Genomic DNA, 23,310 nt, shown 5'->3' on the forward strand with positions numbered 1-23,310 from the left:
TTTACATATTATTTTATATATAAAACTACGTAAGATTAAATTTATAGACTATTCTTGCTACTCTTGCAAGAACCAAGATGAGCTTTACAACAGATCAACTTGCACGCCGTCTTGGATCTCGACAAAAACGGTGTGCTTTGAATTTATTGTGTTACCATTGATAACTTCTTGGCGATTAAAGGTTGCTTTATAGACTTGATTTACCGCGTCACCATCGCTTGTGACATCTACTTTGTTGTACGTATCGCCAACGACGCTATGTTTATTATTTAGCGTGGTGATATCTGCTTTTGTGGCTTTTACAAAATCATGCGTAAGCTGCACCAGGTCTTTACTATCGCCTATAACTTTTAGCACGGTATTTACGCTCTCGCTGGCTGCACTATTGCTCGCATCTCTTGTATTTCTACTATCTACGATGTCAAAGATGCCATTTGGACTAAATTTTATAGAAACAGCTTGATCTGCACTGCCAAGTTGTACTTTTTCAAAGTTATTTATCTTTTTAACATTGTCTAAATTTGAAAAATCAACATCATCAACCACTATAAGCGTATCTACTCCGCCTTTGCCGTCTATCGCCCTACCCTTGCTATAAACAAAAGCATCATCTAGGTTGCCGCCCTTTACATCGCCTTCTTGTTTTAGATAGATTGGGTCTCCAAAATTTGCCTCGCTATATTTGCTCGTATTTATCTCGTATGAATTTGTAGTGCCTATCTTTTTTATAAAATCATTTTGAATGAGCGCTTCGACATAGTTGTTACTAAAGAGGCGAGTACCGCTATGCTCTGATCCTACTAAAGTGTCTATCGGATAAGGTCCACTAGCTGGCGCACTATTTTTTTGCATTATGTATAAAGATAAATTCATCTCGCCAGTTCCGTCCATATACTCCATATCAAATTTATAAAAGCCAGCCTTATTAAATGTAAAATCCCTGCTCCACCATTGACCATTTTTGCCATATGATACTTCTGTGGACGGATTTATAAATGTTGTTGCACTTCCAAATTTTTGTGTATTGCCATTTATGGTTAGCTCTACATAGTTGTGTAGGTCGGCTGCTCTTACTGAGTATGTCCCAGGAGCATTTACATATATCCAACCATCCATTTTCATGACAAGGTCAGAGCCAACAGGGTTTGACTCTCCAAGCGTGTAGTTGCCAGGCTTGCCTTTTAATGTGCCATTTGCAAAGCTTATATTTTCTCCCGTGCCAGCAGTCGTATCTACGCCGTTTATAAATTTCTTTGGTGCGTATGGATTAGATGCGTTATACAAGGCATCACTGCCATATCTACCCACTCTTGCTAGATCTTCTGCATGCATATTGCCCTGATCAGACAGGGTCTTATAGTGCGTCCCAGAGGCAAACTGCACAACGTCATATGTAGTAGAGGCACTTGGAGAGTAAATTTTAATATAGTCTTTATAGATGGATTTGCCCCCTCGCTGCGAGTAAACACCAGAATCGCCACCAACTCTAGCCCTCCACGATGGATCTACGTAGTTATAAAACCACATATCAGCATCAAGGCCGCTATTGCCGATAAAAGTTACTGTGCTAACAGAGACGTTTCCTGCGGTGTCGGCATTTTTTATCATGAAATTTGCTCCGGTGCTGTTTGCTGGCAGGGCAAAATTTTCAGAGTAGCTGTGCGTATCATCAAGAGCTGAGCTTTTATGGACGGAATTTAGCAGATCGTAAAGATCTACTTTGTTTATGGTGTTTTTATTTAGCGTGTTGTTGCCACTAGCATCGGTGCCAACACTACCTGAGATATCTACACTAGTTACATGTGAAGTTGCCGTTGGAGTGCCGATCGCATCAGGGGTGGCGTCTAGGTCTACATGAACCATTAGGTCATCATCCTTTGTGTCATCACTCTTTAAAACGGTCGCTCTTATGTTTGAGTATCTCTCATCTAGCTTTATACCAAGGGCCTCAAAGTCCATATTTACACGCTTATCTGCGCCGACTGTTAGATCTATATATGTTTGCCCGCTTGGTAAAATTTTGGCATTGCCATGATCATCCTCAAGTGCTAAACGAAGCTTTGTACCAGGGTCGCGGTCCACGCCAAATATAATATTTGGCTGTTCGTCATTAGTAAGTGAGATGTTGTACTCTTTTATAGTTTTTGTCTCATCATCAAAATTATTTTTCTGGATAACCTTCTCGTAGTCCTCTACCCTAAGGTATTTAGCGATATTTATAGCTCCGCCATCTATCTGCGTGGCAAGCTTGACGTCATCTATGTAGCTTAAAATTCCAAAGTCAAAGAGTCTGCCGCGAACGCCATCAGTTGTGGTGACCTCGTTTGGTGTCGTGATAGTAGCTCTAACAGGCGTAGAGTGATCGACCGAGATAGGGACATTTGGTATGCTAAATTTACCATCCACGATAGGAAGTGGTGCTGAGCCGTCACTTGGCAAGGCGGTTAGTCCATCGTCGCTTATTGTGTATTTAACCGTTGTAGTTACAGCTGGTATGGTCGGAGTTGAGATAGTGACGCTTACATTGCTTCCTGGTTTTGCGTTGCTAGGTACGTAGATATCAAGGTCGCTTTGGGTTGATGGTGAGCCAGAAGGGGTTGTGATGCTATCAATTAGCCCGTCTCCGTCATTATCCCTTGCAAACTGCACCTTTATGCTGTTATCTACGGTGATCTCGTCTGTGACTGGGTCTGCTTTGTTGCCAGCTTTGTCGGTAAATGTGGTCGTGAAATTTGTCGTAACGCCATAAAGTTTTGTCGTGGTCTCTATGGTGCCATTATTTACACTAATAGCTACACCATCATCTCTTGTGGCACTATATGTGCCGGATGCGTTTTGAGAAATTTTAATGGTTATCTTATCTGTTTTGCCGTCGCTTCCTGCGATATCTATCTCAAATTTATCGCCATCTCTTGCGTCGTTTGGAATTTTCATCTTTATAGAGGTCTTCACGCCATCAGGACTAAAGCCACTCTCTTTACTAGTTAGCACGCCGTCTTTATCGCTATCTTTTGCAAACTGCACGTGCGGAGACCTAACAGGTGCGACCGTATCGCTTGAAATTTCACTCACACTTGAAGCTTTTAAAGCTCCAGTCGTGCCATCAATGATCGTCGTGCTTAGCTTTTTTCTGCTTGGATCAGTTGAGCTCGTAGGGTCAGTAACTGTGATCTTGCCATTTTGGATAGAGATAGTCTCGCTACCTCCATCAAGCGTGGCAGTAAGTCCGTCAGGTGCGATAGTATAGGTCTTTGTGACGCTTGTTGGTGTGCTAGCTGGGTCATCGACCTTTATGCGGATCTTGTCGCCAACTGCGGCGTTGTTTGGCACATAGATATCGATAAGCGACGCCGTGCCACCACTTTTAGCTAGTTCGGCTGCATTTATAATGCCGTCTTTGTTCTCATCAAGGGTAAAAACGGCGATCGGATCGTTATTATTTGCGATAGTTATCGTATCTGTCGCACCTGGGTTGCCTGACTTGCTTATCATTTGGATATTTACATTTGTTGGCATTGATGATGAAATTTTAACAGCACTTGCCACGTTAAAGCCAACATTTCCGCCGCTCTCACTTGTGAGTGGATAGCTCTCGCCACTATCTTTATCCACAAGCGTGCCACTAGATGTTTTAACAAGCGTCTTTTCATGCAAAGTGCCGTCTGGATCAGTAGTAGTGAGCTTTATCTTGTTGCCTATTTTCATATTTGGTGATAAAACGATCTTCGCATCGTCACTTGGCGTACTGCTGGCTGGATTAAAGCCATTTTCGCTAGCATCTATCACGCCATCGCCGTTTAGGTCTTTTCCTAAAACCACCTTTGTAAAGCTAAGAGCTGGCGTAACAGTATCAACGCTTGCGGCTGCCTTTGCTGGAGCTGAGCTAGCGCCATTTGCTAGTGTAATGCTAGAGCTTACATTAAACGGGGCATTTGGCGTGATAGCAACGCTTGGGATGATAAATTCTTTTTGATCTGGATTTGTTGCATTTGGCGTGATAGGCAAAATTTCGCTTGGATTGTTTTCATTTATCACGCTTGTGCCTGCAGGATCTACTTTGTAAGAAAGTGTGGTTTTTACGCCGTTATTTACAACTTCTAGCGTCACTTTGTCGCCTGGCTTGAAGTCATTGTTAAAAGCAACAGCCATGCTTGTGTGATTAGGATCGCCGCCTGCTTCTGCGATATTGATATAACCATCGCCGTCAAGGTCTTTTAAAAGTGAAATGCTAGGCGCTGGTATAGCTGGAGCGCTCTCTTTTTGCTCAACCACTACTGGCGCTGCTCCACTAATAGAACTAACTGGCATTGCTGGCTCGCTTGAGATAATGGCTGGCAGTTCTAGCGTACCACCGTCAAACCAAACTACGTTTGAGATGTGCCCTTGCGTGTCAAAATTTGATCCATTTATGCTTGCTGCGTCGCTACCATGACTTGAGCCATGAGAGTGGTGGCTAGAGCCTTGAGCGCTTTCGTCGCTGCTTTTACTACTAGACTCTTCGCTCTCGCCAAAAATCCTTCTCTTGTCTTCTTCTACTTGCGCTTCATTGCCTTGGGCGTCAAATTTTGCATTTGATAGCTCTTTTGTGATGATGATAGTTTGTGGTTCAAGTAGCGTGATAGGCGCAGCGTGGTCGAAATTTACAACGATAGTGTCGTTGCTGCTTTGCGTGATGATCTCATCGCCCAAAAATATCTCGTCGCCCTGCTTTAGCAAGATCAACTTTCCGTTTCGTTTTACAAAAACTTTTCCACTTATCTTTGCGACGACACCAACGCTTTGCATCTTTCATCCTTTAAATTTAAAACTAAAACATCCATTTAAATTTTCACGCGATTATAGCCAAAAGTATTACAAAATAAATAAAGTAATTTTATATAAAAAATTGTCATTTTACCGCTCTTTTTTGTATCTAAAACTTAGTGTGATTGCCTGATGATACGCTATTTTTACAATTATATAAAAGAGCAAATTTAAATAAATTTTAGCAGTAAGAAAATTTCTATATCACAAAGTAAATTTTAAAACTATTTTGTTATCAAATTTTATTTATTTTGAAAAATTTATGTTTGAAATTTCCCACGCCAAAAGACGTGGGATAAAATTTACGCTATCTTGCTAGCGTCGATGATGTTTAGATCAAGACCTAAGTCTTCCACAGATAGGCCAAGTGCAAGACCTACAAGCTGAGAGAGGTGGATGATAGGTTTTCTAACATCTGAGTGGTTCTCATCTTGATATCTCTCTTGATAGATGTCAAGTTGCATTTGGCAAAGTGGGCATGGAGTGACAACTACGTCTGCGCCATTTTGATCAGCGTTATTTACGATCTGGCTTGACATTTTTCTTACTGATTTTCCAGCTGGATAGCTAGCGTGGAAGCCGCAGCAGTCAAGTCTTTTCTCAAATGGCACGATAGTAGCACCAAGTGCGCTTACAACAGTTTCAAAGCTCTTTGGATTTACTGAGCTTTCTTTGTTATGTAGATCTTTTTCAGGTCTTAGGCTGTGGCAGCCGTAAAATAGCGCTACTTTTAGACCGCTAAGTGGTTTAACAACCTTTGCTCTTAGCGTATCGACATTTTGGTAAAGCTCCCAAAGAAGGCTTGTTACCTCAGATGTACCGTTATATTTCATATTGCCTTCAGCTAAAAATGTATTTATACGATCTTTTGCACCCTTGTCAAGCGTGCTTTTAGCCCTTGTTAGAGTTAGCATACAAGTTGAGCATGTCGTAAGCATCGGCATATTCATCTGCTCTGCAAGCGCTATATTTCTAGCATTTGCTACAAGTGCAGCCATAGGATCGACGTCTTGTGCTTGTTGAGCACCACAGCAGCTCCAGCCCTTTATCTCGTGAAGCTTCCAGCCAAGTACTGGAGCGATGGCCTCAAGCGACATCTTAGCCTCTTTAGCTGCTTGAGTGAGTACGCATCCTGGGAAAAAAGCGAATTCATTTTGCATAATTACTCCTTACTAGCAGCTTTGCGAGCCGCATTTATCATTTTTACTAGATCGTCATGACCTTCTATGTCTTCTTCGCCAAATACATGAAGCGGATTCATCTTGCCAGCAAGCATTAAGTTTGCAGCGATGTCTAGTTTGCCCATATTTTTGATAACGCCTTCTGAACGAAGTGCAAGTCTAACCTCATTTAGTCTGCCTGAGCCTTCAACTAGATCAGTCAAAAACGCCTCAGCGTGATCTGGTCCCATGCCCTCATTAAAGCCTTTTTGTATAGCCATGATGCGAAGATCAGTTATGTCGCCGCATGCGCTTATGCCTTTTGGACAGCGATCAGCACACTCTTGGCATTTTACACACATCCAAAGGCCATTATCGATAGCTGGTTTTAGGTGTGGCATAGGATCTTTGCTACGTGAGTCAAAGGCAGCTCTATAAGCATGAACAAATACAAATGGCTGCATATAATCACTCGCGTCTGCTTCAAGTTTATTACACTCGCTAGCGCATGCACCGCAAAGTATGCAGTCCCATTCAAGTGCGACTTTGTCGTACTCTTTTTGGCTTTGCTTACAGCCTTTTGCAGCGCTAAATTCTGGCTTAGCAGTGATGCTTGGTTTGATCTTGCGTAAATTTTCGATACTTGGCTCCCAATCCACCATAAGATCTGAAATAACCTTAAAATTTCCAAGTGGTGAAATTCTAATAGTATCTGGATTGCCATACTCAGCCAAAAGCTCGTTCATCTTTGTATCGCAAGCTAGATATGAGTGACCATTTACTCTAACAGCGCACGCACCGCATATCGCTGAGCGGCAAGATGCTGTGAAATTTAACGTCGCATCCTTTTTTTGTTTGATGTTAAAAAGCACCGTTAAAAGAGTTTTGCCTTTGATCTCTTCATTTGTTAGCTCATAAGTTGATTCATATTTTTTAGTTCCGTCAAAACGGTCGATAATAATTTTCATCCTAGCTCCTTACTCTGGCTTCTTGCCGTCAAGTGAAAATATGCCTGTCACAACGTCTTTGTAGCTAAGTTCAAGCTTGCCGTCTTTTAGTGTGACTATGCTGTGTTTTAAGAAATTTACATCATCTCTTTTTGGATAGTCCTCTCTTGTGTGAGCACCACGGCTCTCAAGACGATTTTGCGCTGCAAGACATGCTGCACGAGAAAGAAGTATAAGGTTGCCAAGCTCGACATAGTCAGTAAATGCTGTGTTCATGACTGGGTTTTGATTTGGCACTTTAAGGGTGTCATATTTTGCTTGGATAGCTTCTAGGTTTTTAGAGAGTTGGTCTAGTTTAGCACCAGTTCTAAAGATACCCATTAGATCCCAGTTATTTTTACCAAGCTCTTCACGAAGTGCGTACATATCATTTACGCCGCCCTCACCTGTTGCTATAGCTTTAAATTTATCTTGCCACATTTTTGCTAGCTCAGAAGTTTTCTTACCGCTTGCAAATTTTGCATTTTGAGCGTAAGCACCAGCACCTTTGCCAGCTAGATCGCCAGTTACAACTGCGTCAGTTAGGCTATTACCGCCAAGGCGGTTTGCACCGTGGATAGATACGCATGAAGCCTCACCACCTACATAAATTCCAGGGATTTTTGTGCTCATATCATCAAATTTAGCTACCTCTATGCCACCCATTGAGTAGTGAGCTGTTGGGCGGATAGGCACTGGTTGCTCGATAAGGTCGATATCTTGGAAAAGCATCGCAGTGTGGCGAATTTTTGGAAGCTTTTTCATGATAGTATCTTTGCCAAGGTGACGAACATCGCAAAGTACATAAGCGCTCATACCCTCGCCAAAGCCTCTACCCTCGCGAATTTCTGTCTCGATCGCACGAGCGACGACGTCACGAGGAGCTAGCTCCATCTTTTCGTGATAGTTTTTCATAAAGCGCTCGCCCTTGTTGTTTAGCAAGTAACCACCCTCGCCACGAGCTGCTTCTGTGATTAGCGTGCCGCCATTTTGAACGCCAGTTGGGTGAAACTGAAGCATCTCAGGGTCTTCAAAACCAAGACCTACTTTAAGCGCAGCAGCGATGCCATCGCCTGTTGCTATAAATGGAACTGATGTGCGGTTATAGAAAATTCTAGTGTATCCGCCAGTTGCAATGACTAGAGATTTGCAAAGAACTGGGTAAATTTGACCATCTTGGATGTTGCGAAGAACGACGCCTTCAACCTTACCATCCTCAAGACCGATCTCAAGTAGCTCGTGATCCATTAGAAATTTAACGCCAGCTGTGATAGCGTCGTCAAGACAGGCGTGCATCAAAACGTGACCAGTTTTATCAGCTGCGTAGTTACAACGTTTTTTGCTAGCGCCACCCATGAAACGAAATGCCACGTCGCCGTTATCTTTACGAGAAAAGAGCATGCCGTTGTAATCTAACTCGTGGATGACTGCGCCTGCTGCCTCGCAAAATTTCACAACTGCATCTTGATCAGCAAGATAAGCTGCACCTTTTACGGTGTCATACGCGTGAAGCTTGAAGCTGTCGCCGTTACTAAAGTCAGTAACGCCGTTTATACCACCCTCTGCCATACAGGTCGCGTTACGTGATGACATCATCTTTGTAGCGACAACGACGGTTGAGTTTGGATATTGCTTGCGAACGGCTGTTGCTGCACGAAGTCCAGCACCGCCAGAGCCGATTATTAGCACATCAACAGATGGCAAGCCATTTTCATTGCCCTTTGGTAACTCGCCAGCAAAAACATTGGTCGCACCAGCTGTTGTAGCTAGCGCACCTACGCTGATACAGGCGCTTTGTAGAAATTCTCTTCTGGTAAATTTTTCACTCATTGATAACTTCCTATTTTAATAAGTTTATTAGCGTCAAAAAACGCACCGCCAGTTCATTTCTTAATATTTTTTAAAATAACTATATTAATAAAAAAATTAATAATGAAACTTTACATAAAATTTACTTAAAAGAAACATAAAGATTTATTTTAGGTTATATAGTGAGATTTAATAGCTAAAATCATTTAGTAAAAAACCATTTTATCGTATTTGTAGCTACTACTTATAAATTTATTATTTCGATAAAGATAAAAAAATAATATTATCTCGCAATATATTAATAAAAAAAATAGATAAGATGTTATAAAATAGCCAATTTTACGCATCTTTGAGGATATTACTTAAAATTAAATAAATAATTAAAACTAATAAATTTAAATGGGATAAAAATCGTATGATTATCAAAAATCATATAAATTTGTAAATTTTTGATAGCTAGAGAGTAAAATAATAGATAGCCCCATAGTGTCTGACTGAGAAAATGAAGCTTAAATTTATATCAAATATCTCAATGTCATCAAGTGACGGATACCAGACATCGCTAAAAAATTTAGAAAGGTCATCAAAATGCAAAATATCAATGTTCTCAAATTTATTAAAATTTATGCAAATTTCATTTGGCGTGGCGATGTTAAGCTTGCTAAAAACGGCTTTTATATCAAAATTTGCTTCGTCTGCATTAAAGCCATCAAGCCTGCTAAATTTATCCATCTTAAAAAACTCATCTATATCATCTAGGCTAAATTTATGAAGTAAATTTTCTCTTATCTTTATGCACTCACCAGCCGGCAAGCTCCTAACGATCGGCATCTCAAAGCCATATTCTTTGCGGAAATTTTCTAGTTTTATCTGATCCATTTTGGGAGGTTTTGGCTAAATTTAAATTTAGCCAAATTTTCTATTTTAAAAGCTCTTTTGCGTATTTTAGGCCTAGCTCGTAAGCTTTGGCGTTTGCCTCTTTGACCTTAGCTGGCACGCTTGCTAGCATCTCTTCACGCACTAAATTTTCATCCATGCACCTACTCATCGCCACAGCCACACCAAGAGCCACGACGCTTTGAGTGATGACGTTACCGACCTCGTCTTTTGCGATAGAAATGATAGGGATTTCATAAATTTTCCAGCGCTTTTTGTCCTCGTCGCTTACTTTTACCAAATTTGGCTCGACAACGATCGCACCACCCTCTTTCACGCCACTTTTAAAGGCGTTGTAGCTTATCTGCGCAGTGGCAAGCATAAAGTCTATCTCGCCCTCGTTTGCATAAGGGTATAAAATTTCTTTCTCGTCAAGTATGATATCGACCTTCGTTGGGCCGCCACGCACCTGAGATGTGTAGGTAGAGGCCTTGACGCCGTATCCGCCTGCTTTTATCTTGGCAGCTGAGAGGATCTCGCCAGCTAGTATGACGCCCTGTCCGCCAACGCCGACAAATCTTAGTTGTGACTTCATGCTAGCTCCTCAAAATTTATCGCTTCATTGCTCATAGCAGCCTTTCTTACCTTGTCGTAAGCCTTGGTGTATTCTATTTTTTCTTCATCTTTATGCAGCACGCCAAGTGGGAAAATGCCCTCTTTTTCCTCGTCACTTAGCATGTCAAATTTAACCTTGCTCGTCGTGCGACCCTTTATCCACTCTAAATTTTTCACCGCCTCGCCCATTTTGTTCTTGCGGCCTAAATTTATGTGGCAGTTTGAAAATACATCAAAAAAGCTGTATCCATCGTGGCTAAAGCCCTCTACAAAGATCTTTGTAAGCTTCTCTGGCTCGATGACGCTACCACGCGCGACAAAGCTAGCGCCTGCGGCAGTTGCGAGCTTACAGGCATCAAAGCTAGGATCGATGTTGCCGTATTGCGCTGTGACCGTCCACATGCCCTTTGGCGTGGTTGGGCTGGTTTGCGAGTTTGTTAGCGCGTAGATGAAGTTGTTGATTAGGATGTGATTGAGCCCGATATTTCGGCGGCATCCATGTATCGTGTGGTTGCCTCCGATCGCTAGTCCGTCGCCGTCGCCAGTTACCACGATGACGTGCTTGTCTGGATTTGCCATCTTTACGCCAGTCGCGTAAGCTACGGCTCTGCCGTGAGTTGTGTGGATGGTGTTGCAGTCAAGATATCCGCTAAAACGGCCAGAGCAGCCTATGCCTGAGACCACGCAAACGTCGTTCATGTCCCAGCCCATGGTGTCGATAGCGCGTATAAGCGCCTTTAGTATTACGCCGTCGCCGCAGCCCCAGCACCAAAGAGTAGGCATTTTATCTGTTCGTAAATATTTATCGTAATTAAAAGCCATAAATTTCTCCTATCTTCGCCTCGATCTCGCTTGGGCTTATCGGTCTGCCGTTTGCTTTTAGCAGTTTTGCAAAGTCATCTCTTAAGATGATCTTTGAAATTTCGCCACTATATTGACCTAAATTTAGCTCGCAGACCAAAATTTTATTAAATTTATCTGATATCTCTTTTAGCTTTTTAGCTGGAGCTGGAAAAAGTGTGAGTGGCTTAAACAGCCCTACTTTTAGCCCTTTTTCGCGTAAATTTAATATCGCTTGCTTAGCCGAAAGCGCCACGCTACCAAAAGCGATGATGCAAATTTCAGCGTCATCAAGCATAAACTCTTCAAATTTCTCGCACTCATCAGTGTGTAAATTTATCTTGTTAAACAGCCTATTCATCGAGTATTCAACGATCTTGCCATCTTCTGTTGGAAAGCCAGTAGCGCCGTGATGAAGCCCAGTTATGTGGTAGTGATAGCCTTTAAAGAAAGGATTTAGCGTGGCTGGCTCGTCTGGTGCTGCCTCATATGGTTTATACTCTTTTGGCTCGCCACTAAATTCTCTTCTTTTATAAATTTCTAGCTCGCTGATTTCTGGCAAACTAACCCTTGCTTGCATGTGGCCTATCGTCTCATCAAGTAGCAGCATAACTGGCGTCATAAACCTAGCTGCGAGATTAAATGCACGAACCGTCTGCGTATAGCACTCCTCTAGGCTGCTAGGCGCTAGCACTATCATATTTACATCGCCATGAGTTGGGTTTTTAGCCTGCAAGATATCGCCTTGTGCGACGCGGGTAGGCAGACCAGTTGATGGGCCACCGCGCATGACATTTACGATGACAAGTGGTATCTCAGCGATAAAGCCAAGGCCTATTTGCTCAGCCTTTAGTGAAATTCCAGGTCCAGAGCTAGCAGTCATCGCTTTAGCACCGCTCGCACTTGCGCCAAGTGCTACGGAAATGCCAGCTATCTCATCTTCCATCTGTATAAAAGTGCCGCCATGTTTTGGCAAAAGCACGCTTAGCTCGTGGGCGATCTCACTACTTGGAGTGATAGGATATCCGCCAAAGAAGTTACAGCCACACTCGACCGCAGCCATTGCTACTAGGGCATTTCCAGTTGATACTACCTCTCTCATGCGCTCTCTCCAAGTTTTGCAAATTTATTTGCCTTTACGGCTGCAGCTCGCTCTTTACTTTCAGGCGTTAGCTTTGCAAATTTAAAGCCTTTATCAGCCACATAAATGGCAAAATCAGGGCAGTGAAGCTCGCAGTCACGGCATCCTATGCATGAGTCAGCATAGACCACCTCTATCATCTTGCCAAGCACCGCCTTTGGCTCAAGCCTCATACCTAGCACGCCTGCTGGGCAGTAGCTCACGCAGACATCACAGGCCTTACACCTGCTCTCATCGACCCAAACTGGGACATTTTCTTTTACGATCATATATCTTCCTACTCTAAGTTTTCTTTTAAAAATTTGATATTTTTTCTAATCTCAGCTTCGCTTTTGTTTAGCTGCTCTTGCTCGTTTTCGTCTAAATTTAGCTCTAAAATTTCTTTTAAGCCATCGCGCCCAAGCCTTACTAGCCTGCCGCAACTTAGCTCATCATCTATTAGCACGCTAGCGCTTATTATCTCGTCGCTCTTACCAACGATCATCTCGCACATCTTCACAGCAGCAGCCGCTGGTGCGTAGTAAGCTGAAGTGCCAAGCAGTTTAACGATCTTTGCACCGCCAGTGCTTGTCTCTTTTTTGAGCACTTTTAGCTCATTTTCATTTAAATTTTCGCTTATGTTGCTAGCTGATACGATCATCTCGTCATTGTGAGCGCCGACGATCTTTGCTCTTAGCTTGCTAGGGTCCTTATCTTTTAAAAGCGCTAGCTCATATCTGCACCTTGCGCTATCTAGCTCGCCAGCCATGCCGATCACTTTGTTTTTGCTAAAACCGCTAAATTTATGAGCCGTCCAGACCATCACATCAAGCGGATTTGTGACGACTATTATCACTGCGTTTTTGGCAAATTCAGCTATCTTTTGCGCAGTTTGCTTTACGACAACGGCGTTTTTAAGTAGAAGATCTTCTCTTGTTTGACCCTCTTTTCTTGGGCTTCCAGCTGTGACTATGACGATGTCACTGCCTTCAATTAGCACAAAATCATCGCCACCACAAACGCTAGTTTTAGCGTTAAAGACGCAGCTTGACTGCGCTAGGTCGATCGCTTTTGCGCGCGCCACGTCGCCAAATATATCTACAAGCGCGATCTCATCGCAAAGCTCTCTCATGCAAAGCGCATAAGCTATGCTAGCACCGACGTTTCCAGCTCCAACTACACTTATTTTCATCTCTTATCCTATTATTTGATTTAAAATTTCACTTGGTCTCATGACCTCATTAGCTCTTGCTTCATCTAGCAGGTAGTATCCCCCAAATTCCACGCTTGCACCATCTTTTTCTCTGATCTGCTTTAGAATTTCGCTCTCATTTTTCTCTAGCTCGTCTGCTAAATTTTCAAAAATTTTACTTAAAATCCCGCCACTTTTTGCCATCTCTCTTGCCCAAAAAAGTGCCAAATAAAAGTGCGACTCTCTAGTATCAAGAGTGGCATTTGGAGTTTTATTTTCGTCCAAATAGCTAGCAACAGCTCTATTTAGCGCGTCACTTAGCTCTTTTGCCTCTTTTTTTTGCCTAAAAAACGCTAAATGTTCAAGCGAAGCACTAAGCGCCAAAAACTCGCCTAAGCTATCCCAAAGCAGGTGATTTCTCTCTTTTAGCTCTTTTACAAGCGTCGGAGCCGTTCCGCCAGCTCCTGTCTCAAACATCGCTCCACCAGCGAGTAGTGGCACAACTGAGAGCATTTTTGAGCTGCCACCTAGCTCAAATATCGGGAAAAGATCGGTTAGATAGTCTCTTAAAACGTTGCCAGTGACGCCTATGACGTCTTTGCCAGCTCTTATTGCTTCAAGCGATCTTATAGTCGCTTGCTCGTAGTTTAAAATTTCAAATTTCACGCCAGCACTAGTAAAATTATCTCTAAATTTTTCAAATTTAGCTATCAAATTTCTATCGTGAGCGCGGCTGCTATCTAGCCAAAATATAAGCTCATCTTTTGAAATTTCGCCTCTTTTTAAAGCAAGCTCAAACCACGCATTTATCGCGTCTTCTTTGGCCTGCGTCATCCGAAAAATGTCGCCACTTTTAACGCTAAATTTAAAGACACTCTCGCCAGCTTCGTTACAAACAACAAATTCTCCGTCCTCTTTTGCGATAAAAGTCTTATCGTGACTGCCGTACTCCTCGGCCTTTTTAGCCATTAGCCCCACGTTTGCCACGCTGCCAATGTTGCTCACATCAAGCGCACCATGCTCTTTAAAGTCCGCCACGCAGGCCTCATAAACTCTAGCATAAGTCCTATCTGGGATCATGCAAAGTGAGAAATTTAGCTCGCCGTCCTTATCTTTTACCTTGCCAGAGTTTCTAATTAGCGCAGGCACGGAGGCGTCGATGATGACGTCATTTGGCACGTCAAAGTTGCTGGCACTTTCATTTAGTGCCCAAATTTTTGCCTTTTTGCTCAAAATTTCATCAAATTTAGCCAAAATTTCATCTTTATTTTTAAGCTGAGAAATTTTAGAAAACATATCTTTTAAGCCGTTTTTTGCCTCAACGCCGTGAGCCTTAAACTCCTCACCAAATAACTCAAAAACCTCTTTAAAATAGCTCTTTATCGCATGCGCAAAGATGACTGGGTCGCTAACCTTCATCATCGTGCATTTTAGATGAAGGCTAAGGGTTAAATTTTCTTTTAGCGCAGTCTCAAAACAGCTTTCATAAAATTTATCTAGCTCATCTGAGCTTAAAAAGGTAGCATCCACGATCTCGCCACTTTGAACGGCAAGCTCTTTTAAAAGCTCCTTTTTGCCATCTAAACTTATAAAATTTATATAAAATTTCTCATCTTTGCTAGCGATGATTGAGCGCTCATTTTCGTAAAAATCGCCCTTTTGCATGTAGCAAATTTTAGTTTTATTTGCCTTGTCCCAGCTGCCGTTGCTATGTGGGTGCTTTTTGGCAAATTCTTTAACCGGTGGCAAAACTCTTCTGTCTGAGTTTCCTTGTCTTAGCACCGGATTAACAGCGCTACCAAGCACTTTTGCATATTTTTTAGCGACCTCTTCGTCGTAGTCTGTGATGATCTCATCTGGATAAAATGGCACGTTTATGCCCTTGCTTCTAAGCTCCTCAATAGCAGCTTTTAGCTGAACGAGCGTGGCTGAGATGTTTGGCAGTTTTATGATATTTGCCTCTTTGTGCGCGGTTAGCTCGCCCAAAAGCTCTAGCTCGTCAGCCTTGTTTAGCCCAAGCTCTTTGCTAAAAAGAGATAAAATTCGCCCAGCTAGGCTTATGTCAGCCCTAGTTATGCTAATGCCAGCGCGTGATAAAAAACTCTTAACGATAGGAAAGAGAGAGTAGCTTGCAAATAGCGGTGCTTCGTCGGTTTTTGTCCAGATAATGTCACTCATTTTAGCCCTTTTGTTTTTTTGAAATTTATCACGTTTTTTATTAAAGCTAGTTGTATTTTAGCCCTATTTTGCGATATTTTGATTGTGCTCGCTTAAGGTTTTTGAAAAAATGTGTTTTTTTGCCTTTTTATCAAGCACAAAGTATAGATAATCGCTCTTTGCAGGGTTTATCGCCGCTTTTATCGCACTTATAGAGACACAGCAGACTGGACTTGGCGGTATGCCGTCGTTTAGATAGGTGTTAAACTCGCTCATATCGCTTCTTATACGCTCAGCCGTGATCACATCGTGCGAGTAGATGCCATAATTTAGCGTGCCATCCATCTGCAGTCTCATGCCCTTATCTAGGCGGTTGTAGATGACTGAGGCGACAAGTGGCATCTCAGCGTCGTTTGCGGCCTCTTTTTGGATGATTGAAGCGATGGTTAAAATTTTAAACCACTTTTTCTCGTTGTATTCGCCAAAAATTTTCCTACTGATCTCGCTTTGCGCCTTTTTAGATGAATTTACGAGGTAATAAGCTAGGTGCCTTTCGCTGATGCCAACTGGAATTTTATAAGTATTTGGCATTAAAAAGCCATCGCTCGCTGGCGCAAGGGCGTTATACTCGCTATTTAGTTTAGCTCCGTCAAGTCCAAGCTGGGCAGCGATTTGATTTAAAAAAACGATCGTCGTTTCACCAGGTATGAGCGTGATCTCGGTCATCGCAGCCTTTGCTTTGGCAAGTCTCTTTAAAAAATCAATCCTTGAAATTTTATCTTTGCCTATCTCGATCCAGCCAGACTGAGGCGAGCCGATGAAGCGCATGGCATACTTGTCGATCGCACTTAAGTTAAAGTTGCGATTAGCTAAATAAGATATAATCTCGCCCACACTTCCCTTTGGCACAAAGACGACTTTGCTCGTGTTTATGGGGCGTGCCAAATATACAAAAAGACTTAGGACGACGATGAGTACGATATCAAAGAAAATATCTAGGTATGGCTTTTTTATAAAATTTTTTATCATCTTGATTCTTTCGCTTCTTTTGCTTTTAAAATACGGCATAAAAATTAACGATTTCGAGTTTTACGGCGTAAAATTGGAGCAATTATATATAAAGTTAGATAAAAAAATAATTGTAAGAGCAAAGCAGATCAAGCTACCAAGCTTCAAAAAAGACATGGCGCAAAAAAGTAGCGATGAGAGACTTTTAAACCTTAGTCAGGGCGTTGATTATCTTGATACATTTTTTCAAGAAATTTTGCTTGAGAGTGTGCAAATAGGCAATGATTTCAAGATCAAAATTTTATTTTTAGATGATATATTTTTCGTTGATAGCCCTTATCTAAACATCGATATCAAATTTCAAAAAGAGCAGCAAGATGGCATAGATCGCTTCATAGTAAAAAATTTAAGTCTTAAAGATTTTAACGTAAGCATCAGCGGCGAGGGCAGTGCAAATTTTGACAAGGATGACTATAAATTTGATGGAAATTTCACCTCGCACGAGCTAAATGGCAAGCTTAGCTTTGCCTTAAAAGATACGCTTTTAACCTACAAGGCCTATGACGTAAATGCTGGCAGCATCAAGGACTTCATCGCTGAGCTTGATAGCCGCATACACCTAAACAGCGAGGTTAAAAACTGGATATATGGCTACATCGTGGCTGATGACTATCATCTAAATGAGATAAACGGCAAGGCTGACCTTAAAAAGAATGATCTTTTCTTAAACGAGCTAAACGCGACTGCAAATGCCAAAAATTTACTTGTTAAATTTGATAAAGGCTTGCCAGCTGTAAATGTCGCTGAGGCAAACATCACGCTTAATAACTCGAAGCTTAAATTTGACCTTACAGCGCCTGTTTATAAGGGCAAAAATCTTGATGGCTCAAACGTCGCGATAAACAACATCTTTGATGAAAAAAGTGCAAATTTAGAGCTTTTTATAAAGACAAATTCTATTTACGATGAGGCGATAAATGAGATACTAAGAGCTTATAAGATCAACGTGCCAGTTAGGCAGCTAAGCGGCAAAATGGATGCTAGCTTAAAAATTTTGATAAAGCTTGACGAAAAAAGCTTAGAAAATTTTGATGAAAAAAGCGTCATCGCAAATGGCGATTTTAAGATAAGTGATGCGGTTTTAGATATCGCTGGGAGTAAATTTAACGCTAAAAGTGCCCTTGTAAAGCTTGTAAATACTTCTACGCTAAACATCGATGCAAGCGGCTTTGGGCTTGATTTTTTCAGAGCAAATGCAAAAGCAGATATAAATTTACAAAAAAGCACCGGTGAGATAAAAGGCGTCATAGAAAGCTTTGATCTAAAAGAGAAAAATGATGAAATTTTAGCCTTTAAAAATGAGCCATTTACAGCACTTCTTGACTTTAGTAAGCCAAGTGAGACCACGCTTAGCATTGAGCCTTTTGGACTAAATTTAAGCTTTGGCGATGAGAGCATGATAGCTACAAAAAACAGCAACTTCATCATGCAAAACTCCCCACTTTTAAAGCAAAATGGCGTGCTTGGCTTTGATGATGTGAGCATAAAGAGCAAGGACTTTGTTAATCTTGAAATTTTGGCAAAAGGGCTTAAATTTGACATGCCGTTTTTGGATAAAAATGGCTCAAAATATGATAGTGACGACTTTTTGATCACGGTCTCAAAGGCTGGCGTAAAGGTGCAAAGTGCGAGCAAAAAACTCTCTTTAAATATCGCCGAAAAAGGCATAGAAGCTAAGAGCAACGACCTAAATTTGCTTGTGCTTGATGACAACAGCACAAAAGAGCAAAGCACGCCACTTGAGCTCTTTGCAAAAAATGGCGACATCATCTTAAAGGACTTAAACAAAACCTTGCCATTTACCAGCTTTAGCGCCGAGAAAAAAGGCAAAAGCACCTCGCTAAATGGGCTAGCAAAGCAAGGCAGAGTTGGATATTTTAGCGATGAGAAAAGCATAAATTTAGACGCAACTGATATAAGCGGTGAGTTTATCAATGGTCTTTTAGGCACCAAGAGCTTTGAGGGCGGTAAATTTCGCCTAAAAATGCTTGGGGAGAGCTCTAAAAATTTCAAGGCTGAGGTGAGATTTTTTGGCACGTATCTAAAAGACTACATCTTTTATCAAAGGCTTTTAAGCTTTTTAAACTCGGTGCCGTCGCTTCTTAGCTTTAAAACGCCTGACTTTAATGACAAAGGTTTTACTGTAAAAAACGGCAAAATTTTACTTACTAGAAAGGGCGACTTGATCGAGTTTTTAGCGATTGAGATGATAGGCACGAGCGCAGATATCGGCGGACGTGGTACGATCGATCTAAAGAGCAAAAAGATAAACATCGACCTTGAGCTAAAGATACTAAAAGACGCAAGCGGCATCATCGACAAGATCCCACTTATCAACCAAATCATCCTTGGTAAAGACCGCTCGCTCTCAACCGTCATCGCTATACGTGGCACGACTGAAAAGCCCGAGTACTCGACGCAGATATTGCAAGACGCCCTGCTCTCGCCACTAAAGATAATAAGAAACGTTCTGCAGGCTCCGTTTTTGATATTTGAGTAAAAAGCGTTAAGCATAAAATAATTATTGTTTAGTATAATTGCGACGAAGTTCACGGCGGAACTTATTATCCGCCACTCATTCTAAGTATCTTGCCAGATCTTCATCAAAACAAAACAACGCATCATTAATGAAATCTTCTAACATTTGCGGATCAATGCCTACTAAAGTTTTACCAACACGAGTTGAAATTCTCGGCGTTTGATCGTCATTTAGCTTATAAAGATTTTCAAAATGAAATGCTCGATTTCGAATTTTAACAGCAAGGTCATATAAAATCTTTACTTTTTGATAGTTTAAAAGTTTATTTTTGCGGTTAAATTTAGAATACTTTTTAAAATCAAGCTTATCAAGATTGACGATATCATTGTGGATTTTGGCTTCATCGATGATTTTTGCCCAAAATCCAAAAGTTTGCTTTGAGACAAAGAGATCATCTATCTCAAAGTAGCCGCCAAAAGAGCTTAAAATATCTACCTTGTTATTATCCACTAAAGCCTTAAAATCTAAATTTCTAATGGCAATTTATAAATACCAAGCTTTTAAGCCAGCCTGTACTAGCAAAAAGTTCTTTTTATGCTCTTGCTCGTTTTTATAGCTCTTTAGGCGTTTGATTGAGAAAAATTTAACACTATCCATAAAAAATCAATAAATTCATAAAATTTTACGCATTATAATACGTAAAATTTTACTTCATCTCAAGGCGCATAAGATACATATCCTCGCCGTCAGTCACCTTTAAATTTTGGCTTTTACACTTTGGACAAGTAAAGTCATTTTCGCTAAGCTCCCCGCCAAATCCACAGTCCAAACACTCTACGACAATGCCTTGTAAATTTATGACAAGCTCAGCGTTTTCGCAGATCGTGCCAGCCTTATAAACATCAAAGGCACTCTCTAGATAGTGTGGCTCCACTCCGCTTAAGCGACCAACCTTTATCTCGATCTTGCTTATCTCTTTTGCGTTTTCTTTGGCAGCATTTTTCTCGCAAAGGCTAACTAAATTTTGAACGATACTAAGCTCGTGCATTAGCAGATCCTTGGTAGCAGCTCGCCCTTTGGCGGCTCGAGAAATCTTCTTGATTTATAGGCGTTTTCGATGATGACACGCTCGTTTTTTGCCTCCATTACCTCGCCTATTATCATCGCGTTTTTATCAAATTCTCTTAAAATTTTAAGTGCCTCTTCAGCCTGGCTCTCATCAACAGCCATTACAAAAGTGCCCTCATTTGCAAGCTCATAAGGTTCAAATCCAAACAGCTCACAAACGCCCATCACTTCGTCTGCGACCTTGATATTTTCTTCAAAAACTAAGATGTCAAATTTGCTAAATTTAGCCCACTCGTTTAGCACCGCACTTAGTCCACCCCTTGTCGCATCACGCATAGTTTGTGGCTTTATGCCAGAGCTAAGCAGCTTTAAAACAACCTCTTTTAGGCTCTTGCAGTCACTTTTTAGATCAAGCCCAAGCTCAAATTCCTCTCTTGCAGCTAGCACCACGCCGCCGTGTCTGCCAACATCTCCAGAGATTAAGATTTTTGCTCCTGCTTTTAAATTTTTAAGCTCCACGCCTTCGCAAACTATCTCGCCGATGCCTGCTGTGTTTATAAAAATTTTATCGCATTTGCCCTTTGGCACGACCTTCGTATCGCCGCAAACCACGCTCACTCCGCTATCTTTGCAAGTTTTTGCAAGCGAGCCAAGCACCTTTTCAAGCTCCTCTATGCTAAGCCCCTCTTCGATGATGAGCGAGCAGCTTAGGTATTTTGCGCTTGCTCCAACCATCGCAAGGTCGTTTATCGTGCCACAAGCCGCGATCTTGCCGATGTCGCCGCCATTAAAAAAAATGGGAGTTACCACAAAGCTATCGGAGCTAAATGCGATCTTGCCGTTTAAATTTAGTATCGCTGAGTCGTTGCTCTGTCTTAAAATTTCATTATCAAAAATTTTAAATATCGTCTCGTTTATAAGCGAGTTCATCTCCTCGCCGCCGCCGCCGTGGCTTAGCATTATCTTTTTCATTAAATTCCTTAACCAACTCTTGCGTATTTAAAATATGCCGCACAAGCGCCCTCGCTTGATACCATGCACGATCCTATCGGATTTTGTGGGTTACAGACCTTGCCAAAGACCTTACAATCAGTCGGTTTTGCCAGCCCCCTTAAAATTTGCCCACAAATGCAAGCCTTGCTCTCGCCAGCGCTCTCTACACTGCAGTCAAACTGCACTCTAGCGTCAAGATAGGCAAACTCATCTTTTAGCTTCATGCCGCTTTGCGCTATCTCGCCAAGGCCTCTCCAGACAAAGTCGCACGGCTCAAAGTACTTAGCTATGAGCTCTTTTGCCTTGACGTTGCCCTCTTCTTTGACCGCTCTTGCGTACTCGTTATAGACTTCATAGGTGCCTGCGTTTTGCTGACGGACTAAATTTAGCACACTTGCCATGATGTCAAGCGGCTCAAAACCGCTAATGGCGATGGGCCTTTTAAATTCACTCGCTAATTCTTTGTAAATTTTACTGCCCGTGATGACGCTCACGTGACTTGGTCCCAAAAATGCGTCTATCCTTACGTTTTCATCGCTCATTATAGCTCTAACTGGCGCTGGGACGGTCACGTGATTTATATGAAAGTATAAATTTTTAATGCCCTCTTGCACCACTTTTTCAACCAAATTTGCGCTCATCGGCGTCGTTGTCTCAAAGCCAATGGCAAAAAATATAACCTTTTTGTCTGGATTTTGCTTAGCGATATTTAGTGCATCAAGTGGCGTGTAAAGTGCCCTTATGTCGTGTCCTTCGCCGCGAAGCTTTTGCAAGCTTGTCTTTGAGCCAGGCACTCTTAGCATGTCAGCTAGCGTGCAAAAGATAACGTTATCCATGCTGGCTAGCTTACAGGCCTCGTCTATGCGGCTCTTTGGCATCACGCAGACTGGACAGCCTGGGCCATGGACGAAATTTATATGCTCTCCAACCAAGCTTGGCAGTGCAAATTTCATAATGCTATGCGTATGGCCGCCGCAAATTTCCATGATATTTAGCGGTTTTACGCTCTCTTTTTGTATCAGTTTTGAAAGGGCTAGGATTAAATTTTTATCGCGAAAGTCATTGATAAGATCCATCAAATTTTCCCCGCGTCCATATCCTCAGCGATCTTTTGATAGACCTCCAAGCTCTCAAGCGCAAACTGCGTGTCGATCTTTTGCATGGCGTATCCAACGTGGATTAGCACGTATTCGCCAACTTTTACCTCTTCAGATATGAGATCTAGGCTTACCTTTCTAGTAACGCCCAGAGTCTCGACGGTAGCGACGTTGTTTTCGTCTATTTCTATTACTTTTGAAGGGATCGAGAGGCACATTATCTTAGCTCTTTTTTAAATTCCAAATAACTTATCCATTTATCGATGCCCTCGCCTGTTTTGCTATCTACTACAAAGATATCGACCTTTGGATTTAGTTTTCTAGCGTCGTTTTTCACTCTCTCGATATCAAAGTCGAAGTGCGGTGCGAGCGAAGCTTTAGTGATCAAAAGCACGTCAGCAGCCCTAAACATCACTGGATATTTGCTAACCTTATCATCGCCCTCTGGCACTGAAAGAAGCACAGCGTTAAAGTGCGAGCCAACGTCGTAGCTTGCAGGACAGACTAAATTTCCAACATTTTCTATAAAGACTAGATCAAGCTCGTTTAGTGGCAGATGATGAAGCCCCTCATGCACCATAAAAGCGTCCAAGTGGCAGGTCTGGCCTGTGCTTATCTGATGAGCTTTTGCGCCAGCTTTTACTATGCGGTCGGCATCTTGATTTGTTTCTAAATCACCCTCGACAACGCCTATTTTAAATTTACTAGCCTTTATCGTAGCCTCTAAAAGCGTAGTTTTGCCAGCGCCTGGGCTACTCATCAAATTTACACAAAGTATCTTTTTCTCATCAAGATGCGCTCTGTTATGAGCGGCCTCTTTGTCGTTTTCAGAGAGAATTTTCTCTATCACGTCTATGGTTTTGCTCTCGTTTAGCACAGGGTGTGCATGAGCCTCGTGGCTATGCTCGTGTGCGTCATGAGCGTGATCTGTATGCCCATCGTGAGTGTGTGGGTGTGAGTGAGTGGTACCATCAGCGTGAGTGTGAGTGTGGGCGTGATTACCCATTGAACAACCGCAGTCTTTACACATTTTATTATCCTTTTTTA

General features: G+C 41.9%; 19 protein-coding genes. 1 reads left to right on the plus strand and 18 read right to left on the minus strand.

All coding sequences use genetic code 11. The annotated features are described in order from the left end of the window. Positions 1-84: 84 nt before the first annotated feature. The 12 genes from CVT07_RS04765 to mltG form a co-directional block, all read right to left on the minus strand. Positions 85-4,785 (minus strand): hypothetical protein, encoded by a 4,701-nt coding sequence (locus CVT07_RS04765; protein WP_107936667.1) that lies wholly within the window; start codon positions 4,783-4,785, stop codon positions 85-87. Between the two features lie 320 nt (positions 4,786-5,105). Continuing rightward, a complete protein-coding gene (gene sdhE, locus CVT07_RS04770) occupies positions 5,106-5,963 on the minus strand; it encodes an 8-methylmenaquinol:fumarate reductase membrane anchor subunit (RefSeq protein WP_107936665.1) in 858 nt (285 codons plus the stop codon). 2 nt (positions 5,964-5,965) lie between these two features. Further along, entirely contained in the window at positions 5,966-6,931 is a 966-nt protein-coding gene (gene sdhB, locus CVT07_RS04775) for an 8-methylmenaquinol:fumarate reductase iron-sulfur subunit (RefSeq protein ID WP_107936663.1), read from the minus strand. A 9-nt stretch (positions 6,932-6,940) separates the two neighbouring features. Then, the gene (gene sdhA / locus CVT07_RS04780; RefSeq protein ID WP_107936661.1) at positions 6,941-8,779 is read right to left on the minus strand and encodes an 8-methylmenaquinol:fumarate reductase flavoprotein subunit; all 1,839 of its coding nucleotides are present in this window, start codon (positions 8,777-8,779) and stop codon (positions 6,941-6,943) included. A gap of 435 nt (positions 8,780-9,214) precedes the next feature. Then, the gene (locus CVT07_RS04785) at positions 9,215-9,637 is read right to left on the minus strand and encodes a heat-shock protein (protein ID WP_107849559.1); all 423 of its coding nucleotides are present in this window, start codon (positions 9,635-9,637) and stop codon (positions 9,215-9,217) included. A 40-nt stretch (positions 9,638-9,677) separates the two neighbouring features. Beyond that, the gene (locus CVT07_RS04790; RefSeq protein WP_021087611.1) at positions 9,678-10,229 is read right to left on the minus strand and encodes a 2-oxoacid:acceptor oxidoreductase family protein; all 552 of its coding nucleotides are present in this window, start codon (positions 10,227-10,229) and stop codon (positions 9,678-9,680) included. Continuing rightward, positions 10,226-11,071, minus strand: coding sequence for a 2-oxoglutarate ferredoxin oxidoreductase subunit beta (locus CVT07_RS04795; RefSeq protein WP_107937556.1), 846 nt, complete (start codon positions 11,069-11,071; stop codon positions 10,226-10,228). Before CVT07_RS04795 ends, CVT07_RS04790 begins: the two co-directional genes overlap by 4 nt. Further along, positions 11,061-12,191 (minus strand): 2-oxoglutarate synthase subunit alpha, encoded by a 1,131-nt coding sequence (locus tag CVT07_RS04800; RefSeq protein WP_107937558.1) that lies wholly within the window; start codon positions 12,189-12,191, stop codon positions 11,061-11,063. Before CVT07_RS04800 ends, CVT07_RS04795 begins: the two co-directional genes overlap by 11 nt. Next, on the minus strand, positions 12,188-12,499 hold the full coding sequence (locus tag CVT07_RS04805; RefSeq protein WP_009293870.1) for a 4Fe-4S dicluster domain-containing protein: 312 nt from the start codon (positions 12,497-12,499) through the stop codon (positions 12,188-12,190). Before CVT07_RS04805 ends, CVT07_RS04800 begins: the two co-directional genes overlap by 4 nt. 8 nt (positions 12,500-12,507) lie before the next feature. Continuing rightward, a complete protein-coding gene (locus tag CVT07_RS04810) occupies positions 12,508-13,401 on the minus strand; it encodes a lactate/malate family dehydrogenase (RefSeq protein WP_107937560.1) in 894 nt (297 codons plus the stop codon). A gap of 3 nt (positions 13,402-13,404) precedes the next feature. Further along, positions 13,405-15,579, minus strand: a complete 2,175-nt coding sequence (locus CVT07_RS04815) for an NADP-dependent isocitrate dehydrogenase (protein ID WP_107937562.1) — start codon at positions 15,577-15,579, stop codon at positions 13,405-13,407. A 63-nt stretch (positions 15,580-15,642) separates the two neighbouring features. Next, positions 15,643-16,587 (minus strand): endolytic transglycosylase MltG, encoded by a 945-nt coding sequence (gene mltG, locus CVT07_RS04820; RefSeq protein WP_107937564.1) that lies wholly within the window; start codon positions 16,585-16,587, stop codon positions 15,643-15,645. A 73-nt stretch (positions 16,588-16,660) separates the two neighbouring features. Between mltG and CVT07_RS04825 the strand changes: the two genes are divergently transcribed. Then, the gene (locus tag CVT07_RS04825) at positions 16,661-19,126 is read left to right on the plus strand and encodes an AsmA-like C-terminal domain-containing protein (protein ID WP_107937612.1); all 2,466 of its coding nucleotides are present in this window, start codon (positions 16,661-16,663) and stop codon (positions 19,124-19,126) included. 75 nt (positions 19,127-19,201) lie between these two features. On the opposite strand, the gene CVT07_RS04830 is transcribed toward CVT07_RS04825, so the two are convergent. The 6 genes from CVT07_RS04830 to hypB form a co-directional block, all read right to left on the minus strand. Continuing rightward, complete coding sequence (locus tag CVT07_RS04830) at positions 19,202-19,615, minus strand: hypothetical protein (RefSeq protein ID WP_230855742.1); 414 nt, start codon at positions 19,613-19,615, stop codon at positions 19,202-19,204. A 196-nt stretch (positions 19,616-19,811) separates the two neighbouring features. Next, positions 19,812-20,153 carry a hydrogenase maturation nickel metallochaperone HypA gene (hypA, locus tag CVT07_RS04835; RefSeq protein WP_021085088.1) on the minus strand — a complete coding sequence of 114 codons (342 nt, stop codon included), beginning with the start codon at positions 20,151-20,153 and terminating at the stop codon, positions 19,812-19,814. Beyond that, positions 20,153-21,145 (minus strand): hydrogenase expression/formation protein HypE, encoded by a 993-nt coding sequence (hypE, locus tag CVT07_RS04840; RefSeq protein WP_107937566.1) that lies wholly within the window; start codon positions 21,143-21,145, stop codon positions 20,153-20,155. The genes hypA and hypE overlap by 1 nt, the downstream gene beginning before the upstream one ends. An 8-nt stretch (positions 21,146-21,153) precedes the next feature. Beyond that, positions 21,154-22,242, minus strand: a complete 1,089-nt coding sequence (gene hypD, locus CVT07_RS04845) for a hydrogenase formation protein HypD (protein WP_021085824.1) — start codon at positions 22,240-22,242, stop codon at positions 21,154-21,156. Then, on the minus strand, positions 22,242-22,481 hold the full coding sequence (locus tag CVT07_RS04850) for a HypC/HybG/HupF family hydrogenase formation chaperone (protein WP_009293878.1): 240 nt from the start codon (positions 22,479-22,481) through the stop codon (positions 22,242-22,244). Before CVT07_RS04850 ends, hypD begins: the two co-directional genes overlap by 1 nt. Then, positions 22,481-23,293, minus strand: a complete 813-nt coding sequence (gene hypB / locus CVT07_RS04855) for a hydrogenase nickel incorporation protein HypB (RefSeq protein ID WP_021087642.1) — start codon at positions 23,291-23,293, stop codon at positions 22,481-22,483. The genes CVT07_RS04850 and hypB overlap by 1 nt, the downstream gene beginning before the upstream one ends. Positions 23,294-23,310 lie beyond the last annotated feature (17 nt).

The sequence above is a fragment of the Campylobacter concisus genome (assembly GCF_003048875.2).
In the GTDB taxonomy this organism is placed as follows: domain Bacteria; phylum Campylobacterota; class Campylobacteria; order Campylobacterales; family Campylobacteraceae; genus Campylobacter_A; species Campylobacter_A concisus_AU.

What these genes read in the sequence shown, in the direction of transcription:
- CVT07_RS04765 (WP_107936667.1), bottom strand. Translation starts at nt 4,785, where the DNA reads ATGCAAAGCGTTGGTGTCGTCGCAAAGATAAGTGGAAAAGTTTTTGTA.
- CVT07_RS04785 (WP_107849559.1), bottom strand. Translation starts at nt 9,637, where the DNA reads ATGGATCAGATAAAACTAGAAAATTTCCGCAAAGAATATGGCTTTGAG.
- CVT07_RS04790 (WP_021087611.1), bottom strand. Translation starts at nt 10,229, where the DNA reads ATGAAGTCACAACTAAGATTTGTCGGCGTTGGCGGACAGGGCGTCATA.
- mltG (WP_107937564.1), bottom strand. Translation starts at nt 16,587, where the DNA reads ATGATAAAAAATTTTATAAAAAAGCCATACCTAGATATTTTCTTTGAT.
- hypD (WP_021085824.1), bottom strand. Translation starts at nt 22,242, where the DNA reads ATGGATCTTATCAATGACTTTCGCGATAAAAATTTAATCCTAGCCCTT.
- CVT07_RS04805 (WP_009293870.1), bottom strand. Translation starts at nt 12,499, where the DNA reads ATGATCGTAAAAGAAAATGTCCCAGTTTGGGTCGATGAGAGCAGGTGT.
- CVT07_RS04800 (WP_107937558.1), bottom strand. Translation starts at nt 12,191, where the DNA reads ATGAGAGAGGTAGTATCAACTGGAAATGCCCTAGTAGCAATGGCTGCG.
- hypE (WP_107937566.1), bottom strand. Translation starts at nt 21,145, where the DNA reads ATGAAAAAGATAATGCTAAGCCACGGCGGCGGCGGCGAGGAGATGAAC.
- hypB (WP_021087642.1), bottom strand. Translation starts at nt 23,293, where the DNA reads ATGTGTAAAGACTGCGGTTGTTCAATGGGTAATCACGCCCACACTCAC.
- hypA (WP_021085088.1), bottom strand. Translation starts at nt 20,153, where the DNA reads ATGCACGAGCTTAGTATCGTTCAAAATTTAGTTAGCCTTTGCGAGAAA.
- CVT07_RS04795 (WP_107937556.1), bottom strand. Translation starts at nt 11,071, where the DNA reads ATGGCTTTTAATTACGATAAATATTTACGAACAGATAAAATGCCTACT.
- CVT07_RS04850 (WP_009293878.1), bottom strand. Translation starts at nt 22,481, where the DNA reads ATGTGCCTCTCGATCCCTTCAAAAGTAATAGAAATAGACGAAAACAAC.
- CVT07_RS04810 (WP_107937560.1), bottom strand. Translation starts at nt 13,401, where the DNA reads ATGAAAATAAGTGTAGTTGGAGCTGGAAACGTCGGTGCTAGCATAGCT.
- sdhB (WP_107936663.1), bottom strand. Translation starts at nt 6,931, where the DNA reads ATGAAAATTATTATCGACCGTTTTGACGGAACTAAAAAATATGAATCA.
- CVT07_RS04815 (WP_107937562.1), bottom strand. Translation starts at nt 15,579, where the DNA reads ATGAGTGACATTATCTGGACAAAAACCGACGAAGCACCGCTATTTGCA.
- sdhE (WP_107936665.1), bottom strand. Translation starts at nt 5,963, where the DNA reads ATGCAAAATGAATTCGCTTTTTTCCCAGGATGCGTACTCACTCAAGCA.
- sdhA (WP_107936661.1), bottom strand. Translation starts at nt 8,779, where the DNA reads ATGAGTGAAAAATTTACCAGAAGAGAATTTCTACAAAGCGCCTGTATC.